Annotated in this window: 10 protein-coding genes; 3 read left to right on the top strand and 7 right to left on the bottom strand. The window is 66.0% G+C overall.

Annotated features, from left to right (window positions below; genetic code table 11):
* Window positions 1–257: 257 nt before the first annotated feature.
* A complete protein-coding gene (locus ABXS05_RS32640) occupies window positions 258–3,239 on the top strand; it encodes an NAD(P)-dependent oxidoreductase (RefSeq protein WP_367626773.1) in 2,982 nt (993 codons plus the stop codon).
* Window positions 3,240–3,441: 202 nt separating this feature from the next.
* Here ABXS05_RS32640 and ABXS05_RS32645 read toward each other — a convergent pair whose 3' ends face one another.
* The 7 genes from ABXS05_RS32645 to groES all read right to left on the bottom strand — a co-directional run bounded on the left by ABXS05_RS32645 (window position 3,442) and on the right by groES (window position 10,714).
* Window positions 3,442–4,257, bottom strand: coding sequence for an ABC transporter ATP-binding protein (locus ABXS05_RS32645; RefSeq protein WP_367626774.1), 816 nt, complete (start codon window positions 4,255–4,257; stop codon window positions 3,442–3,444).
* A gap of 3 nt (window positions 4,258–4,260) precedes the next feature.
* The gene (locus ABXS05_RS32650; RefSeq protein WP_367626775.1) at window positions 4,261–5,181 is read right to left on the bottom strand and encodes an ABC transporter ATP-binding protein; all 921 of its coding nucleotides are present in this window, start codon (window positions 5,179–5,181) and stop codon (window positions 4,261–4,263) included.
* 23 nt (window positions 5,182–5,204) lie between these two features.
* Window positions 5,205–6,080: an ABC transporter permease gene (locus ABXS05_RS32655; RefSeq protein ID WP_311943384.1), complete on the bottom strand. Its 876-nt coding sequence runs from the start codon at window positions 6,078–6,080 to the stop codon at window positions 5,205–5,207.
* Window positions 6,080–7,027 carry an ABC transporter permease gene (locus tag ABXS05_RS32660; protein WP_367626776.1) on the bottom strand — a complete coding sequence of 316 codons (948 nt, stop codon included), beginning with the start codon at window positions 7,025–7,027 and terminating at the stop codon, window positions 6,080–6,082. The genes ABXS05_RS32655 and ABXS05_RS32660 overlap by 1 nt, the downstream gene beginning before the upstream one ends.
* 15 nt (window positions 7,028–7,042) lie before the next feature.
* Window positions 7,043–8,623, bottom strand: coding sequence for an ABC transporter substrate-binding protein (locus ABXS05_RS32665; RefSeq protein ID WP_367626777.1), 1,581 nt, complete (start codon window positions 8,621–8,623; stop codon window positions 7,043–7,045).
* Between the two features lie 101 nt (window positions 8,624–8,724).
* Window positions 8,725–10,353, bottom strand: coding sequence for a chaperonin GroEL (gene groL / locus ABXS05_RS32670; RefSeq protein ID WP_367626778.1), 1,629 nt, complete (start codon window positions 10,351–10,353; stop codon window positions 8,725–8,727).
* Between the two features lie 73 nt (window positions 10,354–10,426).
* Window positions 10,427–10,714: a co-chaperone GroES gene (gene groES, locus ABXS05_RS32675; protein ID WP_367626779.1), complete on the bottom strand. Its 288-nt coding sequence runs from the start codon at window positions 10,712–10,714 to the stop codon at window positions 10,427–10,429.
* 230 nt (window positions 10,715–10,944) lie between these two features.
* On the opposite strand from groES, the gene ABXS05_RS32680 reads away from it, so the two are divergent.
* Together ABXS05_RS32680 and ABXS05_RS32685 are read left to right on the top strand one after the other, a co-directional pair.
* Entirely contained in the window at window positions 10,945–12,366 is a 1,422-nt protein-coding gene (locus ABXS05_RS32680) for an NtaA/DmoA family FMN-dependent monooxygenase (protein ID WP_311943395.1), read from the top strand.
* Window positions 12,363–13,604, top strand: coding sequence for an acyl-CoA dehydrogenase family protein (locus tag ABXS05_RS32685; protein ID WP_311943397.1), 1,242 nt, complete (start codon window positions 12,363–12,365; stop codon window positions 13,602–13,604). Before ABXS05_RS32680 ends, ABXS05_RS32685 begins: the two co-directional genes overlap by 4 nt.
* Window positions 13,605–13,608 lie beyond the last annotated feature (4 nt).

A 13,608-nucleotide genomic window follows, 5' to 3' on the forward strand; every position in this document is an offset into this window, starting at 1 on the left:
CGGGCGCCATCCGATCGACGGCCGCGCATGGCTGAACGGGGGTGCCCTGCTCTGCTACTCGCGGCGCGGAGGAGCGGCAATCCCGCACGGATCAGCACCAGCGCCGCTCAATGCGGCATCGCCAGCCTGCCAGTCTCCGGCTCTGAAATGCGCAGCAAGGTGAATGTTGAGTCGGGCTCGCGATATTTACGGCAGCGAGCGCCGGCTATTATCGGGCACCAAGAAGCCTTTTCCACTCGAACAGGAGACGCCGACCGATGGCGAATGCCCAGACGCTGAAGGCACAACGCGACAAGACTCTCGAACTGACGCGTTCGGGGCCGCCGGCGCGCACCTCCAATCCCTTCTTCGGCGTTGGGCCGATCACCGACGGCACGCTGGACGAGGTCGATGCCCGCCTCCTGCGCTTCGAATTCGATAGCTGGCTCGAAAAGAACTATCGGAAGCTCGACGACCGGGGTGCCGATCTCGGCCCCTTCACCACGGCCGAGGTCGGGCGGAGCATGCATCGGGGCTATCCCGCCGACAAGTTCCTGACCGACATGATGCGGGAGATCCATCGCTATTTCGAGTTCCCCAAGGCGAACAAGATTGCGGTGGGGCTCGGCGGCGGCCATAGCGGTTTCACGGTCTGCGCCCTCCACCTGGTGACCGCCAGCGATCCCGGCCAGCATGTCTATGTCGACACGCTCCGGCCGGAATCCGAAGCTGCCAAGGCGGGCGGCTTCTTCCGCCAGTCCTGGGGCGCGCAGCTCATCGAGATGCACCGCTATGCTCGCAATGGCGATGAGTCCCGCATCCACTTTGCCGAGGAGGAAGGTGCCATTCCCAGCGCCGACGCCCTCGAAAAGATGGGCGTCAAGCTTTTCATCGGCGTCGGCCATGAAACCACCGGCGCCACCACCTATACGGCCCAGGACATCGCCAATCTGCTCGAATGGCTCGACCGCAATCCGGCCGAACACCATGCCGTGCTCGACGCCACCTCCATGCTCGGCGCCATGCCCTGGGGCGAAGAGGCGGTGAAGAACGTCATTGCCAAATGCTGCCTGTTCATGCCGTTCCAGAAGGCGATCGGCGGTATCTCGGGTTATTTCGTCGTCTCCTTCACGCCGCAGGCGCTGGATCTCGTCGAGAGGAACCAGAAGTCGCCGTCCTGGGCGATCCCGCGCCAGCTCAAGATCGTGGCGCCGGTCGACCCCAAGCGTCCGCTCACGGGCGAGAGGACCGTCAATGTCGGGCCGATCTATGACCCGGCGCAGGACAAGATGCTGGGCGGCGTGATCAACACCTACTCCACCCTCGCCTTTGCCGAGACCACCTTCGGCCTGCTGCGCTCGGAAAAGCGCCTTGGCTCGGTTCAGGATCTCTACAAGCGCTCGGTGCGCAACCGCGCCGCCGTGAACCAGTGGGTGGCCAACCATCCCCTGTTCGAACTCGGCGTCGCCGATCCCGAGCGGCGCGGCGCGGCGGTGACGCTGCTGCGCATCAGGGATGCCGACATCACCGACCCCGCCATCCACGCCCGCATCATCGCCCGTTCCAAGCAGATTCTTGCCTATGAAGGCATCACCCATCCCAATGGCGAGCATGAACGCGGCCTCGACGTTGCCCGCTATGTCAACGCCTTCCCCGGCACGCCGGGCGACTATCGCGCCTGGATCGGCGGCATCCGGCCGGTGGAAGATATCGATGCGCTGCTCGATAACCTCGAATACGCCTATCTGCGTGCCAAGATCGTGGTGCTGGAAGAAGAACTCGCCAAGCTCGGCGAGACCTTCCCGGTGAGCGCCGGTGCCGGCGGCGAGCGCGCCAGGCGCGACGACCCCAACCGTGCCTACAAGGTATTGGTGGCCGATCTTATCGGCATGCGCTTCGACGGTGAGGGAGAGCCTGACCACCAGGAAGTCCGCCGCTATATCGAGGCGAAGGGCGGCGTCTTCCATCTCGGCCCGATCCGGGACGACGGAGCGCTGCAGAAGGGACGTATCCACTTCTTCTACCAGCCCAATCTCAGCACTGAGGTAGAGATCCTGCCGCAGACCGACAAGGGGCAGTACGATGCGGTGATTGCCGCGGCCACCTTCCTGCCGAAGAACTCGGTGTTTCCGCTCGGCGGCGTGCGCATCGGCGCCGGTACCGGCAATATGGGCTCGGTGTCCTGGGGCGGCGGCAGCGGTGTTGGCGGCGACGCGCCCCTGATGAACACGCCCAGCTTCAACAGCCGGGCAACGGCCCAGATGGCCTTCAAGGCCCTGCTCAAGGTGGCGCCCGACCTCAAGGTCGACGAACTGCACCGGCGTGTCGTCGCCGGCGAGTTCGATACCGGCAAGCATTTGCGCGACTTCCCGACCGAAAAGCTGGAAGGGCGGCGCATCGCGGTGATCGGCTATGGCAATATCGGCCGCGAGCTCGCCAAGCTCGCCAGCGCCTTTGGCATGCAGGTGGCCATCCATGCCCGCGAGCGGCACAAGGATTGGATCGAGTCGGAAGGCTTCGAATACGCTCCGACCGCCGAAGCTGCGGCGGAGGGGGCTCATGTCCTCACCGTGCATACCGGCCTCGGCCCGATCGATGCCAAGAGCGGACGCTTCGCCAACCAGTCGCTGATCGGCAGCGATATCCTCAACCGCCTCGCCGATGGCGCCGTGCTCATCAACTATGATCGAGGCGAAGTGGTCGACGCCGAGGCCCTCGATGCGGCGCTTGCCGAGGGCAAGGTCTCCTATGCCTGCATCGACGCCGATCTCTTCCGCAATGCCGCCGACGGGACGCTGTCGGGCCCGATGGTGCCCTATCGCGCGCTCGAAGGCCGGCATTCCGGCAAGCTCGAACTCTTGCCGCATGCCGCCGCCGACACCGACCATCCCTCGCGGGTGGAGGGAGCCAGGCAGGCCGTCGACCAGATCTTCGACGTCATCCAATACGGCGTCGTCACCAATCTGAAGGGCGATCTGCCGCCAGGCTACCGCAATGCCGGCGCTCGCACCGTCAATGGTATCGGTGCGGTGACAGGTGGCACGCTTGCCCGCGCCGTCGCCGATGAAGCGGTCCTGCGCCAGGCGCGCGAGGCGGTGGAATCCCTTGCCGCGATCTGGGGAGCGCTGTCGTCGACCACCGATCCCGACCGTCGCGCCACCCTGCTGCAGCGCTATGGCGCCGCTCTCGTGCGGGACACCAACCGCTACACGGCCCTTACGGAAAAGCTCGGGCTCAGGGGGCCTTATGCCGAAGCCTAGAGGAAGCGGTTTGGCCGAGGCGAGCTACAGGGGATAACGCCGTATGGCCTGATCCGGCAGGGTCATGCGGAATTCGATCGGATGGGGGTGTCTCGCCACACCTCCATCCAGCCTGCCGGCGGCATCGGTCCTCAGAAGCGGCTCGATAGCCTTGGATCGAGCCGACGGCACATTCTCCTAAGATCTGGCTGGATGCTTTGATTTAGGGCTCGGCAGCGGGGGCGCGGGACAAGAACAGGTTTGCCTCCAGCAGGCGCCGGGTGGCCGGCGCGCTGGCCTGCCTGGTGATAGTGCGGGATGGCAGGTCTTCCACCAGGCGTCCCTTGTCGAGCACCAGGATGCGGTCGCAGAAGGACTGCACCACCGCCAGATTGTGGCTGATGAAGACATAGGTCAGGCCGAGCTGCTGCCTGAGCTCGAGCAGCAGCGCCAGGATCTGGGCCTGCACGGAGACATCGAGGGCGGAGGTGGGCTCGTCCAGGATCAGGCATTCGGCTTCGACACCGAGCGAGCGGGCGATGTTGATGCGCTGACGCTGCCCGCCGGAGAATTCGTGCGGATAGCGCTCCGCGGCATCCGCGTCCAGGCCGACCAGGCGGAGGAGCTCGGCCGTGCGCTCGTGCGCCTCCTCCCGACTAGTGGCGACGCCCAGCCGTAGCATCGGCGTTGCGATCTGGACGCCCACGCGCCGGCGCGGATTGAGGGCCGAGGAGGCATCCTGCAGCACGAGCTGGAGACGGCGGCGCAGGGGCCGGCGTGCCTGGTCGGACAGTCCGTCGATCCTGGCGCCGTCGAACAGGATCTGCCCGCCGTCGGGTTGGTCGAGCCCGGTCAGCAGGCGCCCGATCGTGGACTTGCCCGAGCCGGAGGCGCCGATGATGCCGACGATCTCGCCGCGTTCGATCGCGAAATCGACGCCCTCGACGGCGACGACCTCGTGCCACGGGCCGAACAGGCCGGTGCGCACCCCATAGCGGCGTGTGAGGCCGCGGACCTGGAGGAGAGGAGATGCTGCCATCGTTTATCGTCCTGCTGAACGGGCAAGGATGGCCGGCCGGTCCTGTTCGCTGATCACGCCGGGCGCGGGGCGGGGCAGGGGGTGGTCGAGGCGCGGCACCGCATCGATCAGCGTTGCCGTGTAGGGATGCCGAGGTGCTGCCAGCACGCGCGCGGTGGGCCCGGTCTCGACGATGCGTCCGTGCTGCATGACCGCGATGCGGTCGCTCAGGAACGATACCACGCCGAAATCATGGGTGATCAGCAGGATGGCGATGCCGTAGCTGTCGCGGATGCGGGCCAGCAAGGCCAGGATCTGTTTTTGGGTGGCTGTGTCGAGTGCCGTCGTCGGCTCGTCGGCGATGATGAGCTTGGGGCGGCTGTTGATCGCCATGGCGATCAGCACGCGCTGGCGCATGCCGCCGCTCAGCCTGTGCGGATAGGAGGCCATGACGCGTTCGGCCGCGTCGATGCCGACTTCGCCGAGCCAGCGCACGGCTTCGCGGCGGGCCTGGCTGCGGCCGAGGCCGTTGCGGAAGGCGATCATGTCGGCAAGCTGGCGGCCGATGGTGGATGTCGGGTTCAGGGAGGTCAGGGAGCTTTGGACGATGAAGGCGATGTCCTGGCGCAGGATGCGCTGGCGGTCGCGCGTGCCGGCAGCGAGCAGATCCCGGCCCTGGAAGAGGATGCAGCCTTGTGTGATCCGGGCGGCGGGACGCGGCAGCAGGCCGACGATGGAGGCCGCCGTCATGGTCTTTCCCGAGCCGGACTCACCGACCAGAGCGAGAATCTCGCCCGCCTGGAGATCGAGGTCGACGCCCCTGACGGCCTGGATGGTGCGGCGGGGCGTGGTGATGGCGACGTGCAGATCGGCGAGCCGCAAAAGCTCGGAAGGGCCCGGCGATGCCTGAACCGTGTGATGCGCAATGGGGGCAATGATCGACATGGCCGCTCCTTCAGCGAGTTCGACTAGGCATGGTGATGTGGATCCAGCCAGTTCCGCAGGCCGCTGCCGAGCCAGTTGAAGGCCAGCGAGACGATGATGATGGCGATACCGGGCGCGATCACCACATGCGGCGCGCCCTCGGCGAATACGCCGACGCCGTCCACGGTCATCCGTCCCCAATCGGCCAAAGGCGGCTGGATGCCGAGGCCGAGAAAGCTGAGGCCTGAGGAAAAGCCGATCATCGGCCCGATCAGCGTGGTGGCGTAGATGATGGCGGGCGAGAGCACGTTGGGCAGGAGTTCGCCGAACAGGATGGCCGAGCGGCCGGCGCCGAGCAGGCGCGCCGCATCCAGATATTCGCGCCCGGTTTCCGCCAGCACCGCGAAATAGACCACGCGCGTCATATAGGGCACCAGCGACAGCGCGATGGTGGCGATGATCGTGATCAGGCCCGGGCCGAGCAGGGCGGCGATGGCGATCGCAAACAGGATCATCGGAAAGGCGAAGAGCACGTCGATGCCGCGCATGATCACCGCGCCCAAGGGCTGGCGCGCAAAGCCGGCGGCGAGGCCGAGACCAAGGCTGACGATGAAGGCGATGGCGACCGGGACGATGCTGGCGATCAGGGACAGGCGCGCGCCCCAGATCAAGCGGGAGAGGATGTCGCGCCCCTGGCCGTCGAGCCCGAGCCAATGGCCCGGCGTGCCAGGCGGTGCGAGACGGAGGGCGCCTTCGCCGATGTCGGGATCATAGGGCGAGATCAGGGGCGCCAGGGCTGCCAGGCCGATCACCGCGACGATGATGGCAAGGCCGATGATGCCGCGATCGATCCGGCGCCGGCGCGTCGGCGTTTCGGTGGGCGATGCCCCGAGGGCGTTTGAGGCCTGGAAGAACGACATCAGGCTCTCGCTCGCGGATTGAGCCAGACCAAAGCGAGGTCGACGATCAGGTTGATCACGATGAAGGTCGCGGCAATCATCAGGACGCCGGTCTGGATGACCGGGATGTCATGGGCGGTGATGGCGTTGTAGAGCTGGGCACTGAGGCCGGGCCAGGCGAACACCGTCTCCACGAAGATGACGCCGCCGAACAGCGTGCCGAATTGCAGCCCGCCGATGCTGACGATCGGTGCCAGGATGTTGCGGGCGATCTGGGTGAACAGCAGCCTCGGCGTCGACATGCCGGCCGAGGCGAACATCCTGGCATAGTCGGCATTGAGCGCATCGATGACACTGGCGCGCGTCAGGCGCATGATGATGGCGATGGCGAGCACGGCGGCGGAGAAGGCCGGCAGGACGAGATGGGCGAAAAGGTCCGCCAGGGAATGGGAACCCCTGAGATTGTACATGCCCGACGACGGCAGCCAGCGCAGCTGCTTGGAGACCAGCCAGATCAGCATGATGCCGAGCCAGAACACCGGCGTCGCCGCCAGGCCCTCGCTGATGGCGGCCGCCAGCCGGTCGAACCAGCCCCCGGCCCGCAGGCCGGAAAGCACGCCGAGCAGGACGCCGACCGTCAGCGCGATCACCAGGCTCGCCAGGGCCAGGATGAAGGTGTTGACATAAGCGGGGACGAGGATGTCGAGCACCAGCACATGCATGGTGATGGAGGTGCCGAAATGGCCGCCCAGCAGGCCCCACAGCCAGGCGCCATACTGAACGAGGAAGGGCCTGTCGAGGCCAAGATCGCGGCGGATCTGGTCGGCAGTCTCGCCCGAGGCGTCGCGGCCGAGCATGATCGCCACCGGGTCTCCCGGGCTGAAATAGACCACCAGGAAGACCAGGAAGGTGACCAGCACCAGAATAGCCAGTGAAGCGGCGGCCCGGCGTGCGATGAGGGCGATCATCCCGGCACCCCCGGCCTATTGCTTTTCCTTCAGCCAGACATGGCTGAGATCATACCAATCCTGGGCAGGGGTGGCGAAGCCGCCGACATTCTTGCCCGCGGCATAGTGGGTGCGCTCGTAATAGATCGGCAGCTTACCGACGTCTGCGGCCAGGATCCGGTTGGCCTCGCGCCATTTGTCCCTGATGTCCTCGGCCTTGACGGCGGTGATCGCCTCATGGACGGCCTTGTCGAACGCCGGATTGTTGTAGTTGCCCGTATTGCCGCTGCTCTGGCTGTGGGCGACGATGTAGAGCCAATAGGGCGTGAGAAAGCCCCATTCCATCGAGGTCAGGGCAACCTCGGGGCCGTTCTTCTTGTTGCGAGCCAGGAAGCTGTTCCAGTCATAGGAGCGGATCTCGAGCTTGATGCCGGCCTTGGCCGCGTCGCGCTGGATCCATTCGGCCACCGGCTCACCGCCCGCATAGATCTCCAGGAGGCCGCTGACGCCGCCGGGATGGCCGGCTTCGGCCAGCAACTGCCTGGCTTTCTCCACATCGTAGGGATAGTCGCGGAAGGAGGGGTCGAAGGCATCGCTCCCCGGGTTCAGGATGCCATAGGCAGGGCCGGCCGTGTCCTTGAGAAGGTCGCGCGCCAGCGCGGCCCGGTCGATCGACAAGGCGAGCGCCTGGCGCACGCGCGGATCCTTGAAGGTCTCGTTGGCGGTGTTGAAGGTGTAGTAATAGACCGAAGGCAGGTCGACATTGTCGACACTGAAGCCCTCCGCCTTCAGCTTGGCCACGCTGTCGCGCGGCGGCCAGGAGATGATGTCGACCTCGCCGGTCTCCAGGGCGGCGACTCGGGCATTGCCGTCGATGATCGGCCGGAAGATGATGCGGTCGAGGAAGGGCTTGTCGCCCCAGTAGCCGTCGAAGCGCTCGATCTCGACCTTCTGGCCGCGTACCCGTTCGACGAAGCGGAAGGGACCGGTGCCGACGGGATGCTCGGCATAGCCGTCATTGCCGTATTTGCGGATGGCCGCGGGGCTGGCAATACCGCCCGAACCGCCGCTGCCCTGGGCGAGCATCCGCAGGAAGGGGCTGAACGGTTCGGCGAAGGTGAGGACGAGGGTGTGGTCGTCGGGCGTGTCGATCCGGCTGAGCGAGGAATAGGTGTAGGCGAGGTTGGCGGCGCTGATCTTGTCGTAGAATTCGAATTTCGGATCCCAGCCGCGGCGGATGTTGAAGGCCACGGCCTCGGCATTGAAATCGGTGCCGTCCTGGAACTTGACGCCGCGACGCAAATGGAAGGTGTAGACCCGCCCGTCCGGCGAGATCTCCCAGGATTCGGCGAGGGCCGGCTTGAGGGGCGGGACCTTTACCTCCGCGCCGGATTTCGACAGGTCCTCGGTCACCAGCGGCTCGTGGATGTGGCGGGCGATGCGAAAGGTCTCCCAACCGCCTTCCCGGCCTGGATCGAGATTGGTGATCTCGGCGTTCTGGGCGACGATCAGCGTGCCGCCATATTTATCGGCATCGTCGGCGAGGGCCGCGCCGTGAACGAGGGCAAACAGGGCGCCGGCGAGGCTCAGCCTGAGGCCCAGGGAAACGAACCGCATCGTAATCTTCCATTCATTCCAGTCAGAGGAGCGGACGCGCCGGGAGACGGCGCGTCGCGGCAGACGGAAGGCCGGAGCGATCCGTCTGCCGGATCTCGGCGTCAGAAGTCGCCGATGCCGCCGCCCGGCGGGCCGACCGGCGGTTTTTCCCTGGGCAGCTCGGTCACCAGGGCCTCGGTGGTGACGATCAGCGAGGCGATCGAGGCGGCATCCTGCAGGGCGGTGCGCACCACCTTGGCCGGATCGACGATGCCGGCCTCCAGGAGGTCGACGAAGGTCTCGGTCTGGGCGTTGAAGCCGAAGGTCGCCGACTTGTTCTCGGTGATCTTGCCGACCACGATCGAGCCTTCGACGCCGGCATTCTCGACGATCTGGCGGATCGGCGCTTCCAGGGCCTTCAGCACGATGTTGATGCCGGACTGCACGTCGGCGTTCTCGCTTCTGAGCTCCGCGACGGCGGCCTTGGCCCGCAGCAGCGCAACCCCGCCGCCGGGCACGATGCCTTCGGCGACGGCAGCGCGGGTGGCGTTGAGCGCGTCGTCGACCCGATCCTTCTTCTCCTTGACCTCGACCTCGGTCGAGCCGCCGACGCGGATCACCGCGACGCCGCCGGCGATCTTGGCCAGGCGCTCCTGCAGCTTCTCGCGGTCATAGTCGGAGGTGGTCTCCTCGATCTGCGCCTTGATCTGGGCGACGCGGGCGCTGATGTCCTTCTTCTTGCCGGCACCGTCGACGACGGTGGTGTTTTCCTTCTCGATGCGCACGCGCTTGGCGCGCCCGAGCTGGGAGAGCGTGACGTTTTCGAGCTTGATGCCGAGATCCTCCGAGATGATTTCCCCGGCGGTGAGGACGGCGATGTCCTCCAGGATGGCCTTGCGGCGATCGCCGAAGCCCGGCGCCTTGACGGCGGCGACCTTCAGCCCGCCGCGCAGCTTGTTGACCACCAGGGTGGCGAGCGCCTCGCCCTCGACATCCTCGGCGATGATCAAAAGGGGCTTGCCCGTCTGCACCACCGCTTCGAGCACGGGCAGCAAGGGCTGGAGCGAAGACAGCTTCTTTTCGTGGATGAGGATGTAAGGGTCCTCGAACTCAACCACCAGCTTCTCGGCATTGGTGACGAAATAGGGCGAGAGATAGCCGCGGTCGAACTGCAGCCCCTCGACGACGTCGAGCTCGGTCTCCAGGCTCTTGGCTTCCTCGACGGTGATCACGCCCTCATTGCCGACCTTGTCGACGGCGGTGGCGATGATGGCGCCGATCGAGCTGTCGCCATTGGCCGAGATGGTGCCGACCTGGGCCACTTCCTCGGACGACTTCACCTTCTTGGCGCGCTTTTCGATGTCCTTGATCGCGGCCGTGACGGCGAGGTCGATGCCGCGCTTGAGATCGAGCGGATTGAAGCCGGCCGCCACCGCCTTGGCACCTTCGCGCACGATGGCCTGGGCGAGGACCGTGGCGGTGGTGGTGCCGTCGCCGGCAAGATCATTGGTCTTGGAGGCGACTTCGCGCAGGAGCTGGGCGCCGAGATTTTCGAACTTGTCTTCGAGCTCGATCTCCTTGGCGACGGTGACGCCATCCTTGGTGATGCGGGGCGCGCCGAACGACTTCTCGATCACGACATTGCGTCCCTTCGGACCCAAGGTGACCTTGACGGCATTGGCCAGGATGTCGACGCCGCGCAGCAGGCGCTCGCGGGCATCGGAGGAGAATTTGACGTCTTTTGCAGCCATGGTTGGATTCCTTCAGGCCCGCCGGCGACGAATGCGCTCCGGGGCCGGTCTGACGGTGAAAAGGGGAGGTGTGTCAGGCGATGATGCCGAGAATGTCCGCTTCCTTGAGGATGAGCAGGTCCTGGCCGTCGATCTTGACTTCCGTGCCGGACCATTTGCCGAACAGCACGCGGTTGCCGGCCTTCACATCCAGCGGCTGAAGCTTGCCGCTCTCGTCGCGCGCGCCAGGGCCGACGGCGACGACCTCGCCCTCCTGGGGCTTTTCCTTGGCGGTGTCAGGTATGATGATGCCGCCCTTGGTTTTCTCCTCGCCTTCCAGGCGACGCAGGACCACGCGATCATGGAGCGGTCGAAAGCTCATGGATTCTACCTCAGATTGATTGAAGCACCGCGATTTGCCGCCTGATTCAGGCAGGTCTTGCGGCTTGAACCCATGCTAGGGCGGGTCAAGCGTCGGCGTCAATAAAAAGAATATAAAATATATAGACAATATATAATTTATGCGCAAACATACCTCCATCGATTTGCCGGACGCAGCCTGCGGCGACAGCGGGCGCGGCCATCCCGGCGAGCCAATTTCCCTACCAATGGATGATTTGCGTCGTGTCCGCCGAACCGATCATTTTGAACGGGTTCACCATGAACTCGGTTTCCCATGTCAATTACGGGCTGTGGCAACACCCCGAGGATCAGACGTACCGTTATACCGATCTCGACTATTGGCTCGAGCTCGCCCGCATCCTCGACGAAGGCCGCTTCGACAATCTGTTCATCGCCGATGCGCTGGGATTGCTCGACGTGCATGGCGGCAGCGCCGAGGCCTCGTTGCGAACGGGCACGCAATCGCCCCTCGGCGATCCCCTGCTGCTGGTTTCGGCCCTGGCGGCGGCCACGCGCGATCTCGGCTTCGGCATCACCGTCTCGACCAGCTACGAGAAGCCCTATCTGCTCGCCCGCAAATTCACCACGCTCGATCATGTCACCCGCGGGCGCATCGCCTGGAACGTGGTGACCTCCCAGCTCGACAGCGCCGCCCGCAATCTGGGGCTGGAGGTCCAGTACCCCCATGATGAGCGCTATGATCGCGCCGATGAATTCCTCGAAGTAGCCTACAAGCTCTGGCAGGGTTCATGGGAGGACGATGCCGTCCTGCGTGACCGCGGCAGCGCCGACCGTCCCGAAGGGCTCTATACCGATCCCTCCAAGGTGCACGGCATCGGCCATCGCGGCCATTACTACAACGTTCCCGGCCCGCATCTTTCCGAGCCCAGTCCCCAGCGCGTGCCGGTGATCTTCCAGGCCGGCGGCTCGCCGCGCGGGCAGGCTTTCGCGGCCCGCCATGCCGAGGTGGTCTTCGTCGCCGGGGCCGATGCCGCCGGCATCCGGCGCAATGTCGCTGGCATCAAGGAACTGGCCCGCGAGGCGGGCCGGGCGCCGGGGGCCATCCGCTTCATCAGCGCGCTGGCCGTCGTCACGGGCGAGGACGACCAGACGGCCCAGGCGAAACTCGACGATTACCTGCGTTATTACAGCCTGGAAGGCGCCATCACCCATTATTCGGCGAGTACCGGCATCGATTTTGCCGGTCATTCCCTCGATGAGCCGCTGCGCTATCAGGACACCAACGCCAATCGATCCCTGCTGCGCATGTTCGACGATCCGGCCTCCGGGCGGCGCTGGACCTTGCGCGAGGCCTTCCTGCCCGATGGCGGCTTCGGCCGGGTGAAGACGCTGGTGGGTGGGCCGGCCCGGATCGCCGACGATCTCGACGCCTGGCTCGCCGAGACCGATACCGATGGCATCAATCTCATCCACATCGTCAATCCCGGCAGCTTCCGCGATTTCGCCCAGCATATCGTGCCCGAGCTCGACCGGCGCGGGCGCCTGCGCGAACGCCGGGCCGGCGCGCTGCGCAGCCGCCTGTTCGGTACCGATTCCCCGCGGGTGCCGCCCGACCATCCAGCGGCCCGCTTTGCCTTCCCGGCAACCCAGACGGCTGAGGCCCGGTCATGAGCGCCGATGGAGCCCGGGCGGGCCTGAGCGGGGAGGAGCGGTTCCGGCTCTGGGTCGAGGCGGCCGAGCAGGTCGCCGCGGAATTGAGAAGGACAGGGGCGGCGCGCGATGCCGCCGGTGCCGATCCGGTGGCGGAGATCGAGCTGTTGCGCCAGGTCGGTCTCCTGACGATCTTCCTGCCCGAGGCGATCGGCGGAGGCGGTGCCAGCACGCGGGAGGTCCTGCGCATCATCCGCGTCCTGGCCAAGGGCGATACCTCCATCGCCCAGATAGCCACTTACCATCTGTTCGGCACGGCCCTGGGCCGGAATGGCGCGAACCAGGCTCTGTTTGCCCGGCGCGCGGAGGGTTTCCTCCGGCAGGGCTGGTTCCATGGCGGCGTGGCCCAGGCCGCCTATGAACCGCTCATCAGCGCTACGCCGCAGGGTACGGGCTTCGTGCTCAACGGTTCCAAGCCCTTCGCCAGCGGCGCGGCTGTAGCCGACACCCTGCATGTCTGGGTGCGTTTCACGCCGGGGACGACGATCGCCGGAAATGACGCCGGCGGCCATATCGGCCAGTTCGTGGTGCCCAATCCCGCGCCGGGGCTGAGCTTCGGCCATGACTGGGACAATATGGGCCAGCGCCTCACCGTCTCCGGCAGCGCCAGCTTCGACAATGTCGCGGTGAGCCTGGACGATCTTGTCGCGCATCGTCGCGAGGGCGCTCCGCAGACGCCGGCCGAGACCCTGCATGTGCCCATCATCCAGCTCGCCTTCGGAGAACTCTATCTCGGCACGGCGCTCGGCGCCTTCGAGGAGGCACGCGATTATATCCGCACGCGCTCGCGGCCCTGGCTTTCCTCCCCGGCCGGCAAGGCCAGCGAGGACACGCTGGTGGTCGAGCGTTTCGGCAGGCTCTCCGTCGCGCTGGCCTCGGCCGTGGCCCTCTCGGATGCGGCAGGCGAGGCGGCCCAGCGCGCGGCGGAACGCGGGAGCGAGCTGACCGAGCGCGAAAGAGGCGAGGTCGCCGCCATCGCCTACCAGTCGAAGGTGCATTCGACCGAAGTGGCGCTGGAGGTCACCTCCCGCCTGTTCGAACTGATGGGCGCACGGGCCACCACCAGGGCACTCTCCTTCGATCGCTACTGGCGCAATGTGCGCACCCACTCCCTGCACGACCCCGTGCACTACAAGGTCCTGGAAGTCGGCGATTACGCCCTCAACGGGACGGTTCCTCCACCCACCTATTATTCGTGAATGG

Origin of the sequence: Labrys neptuniae (assembly GCF_040797145.1) — a bacterium.
Classification (GTDB): Bacteria; Pseudomonadota; Alphaproteobacteria; order Rhizobiales; family Labraceae; genus Labrys; species Labrys neptuniae.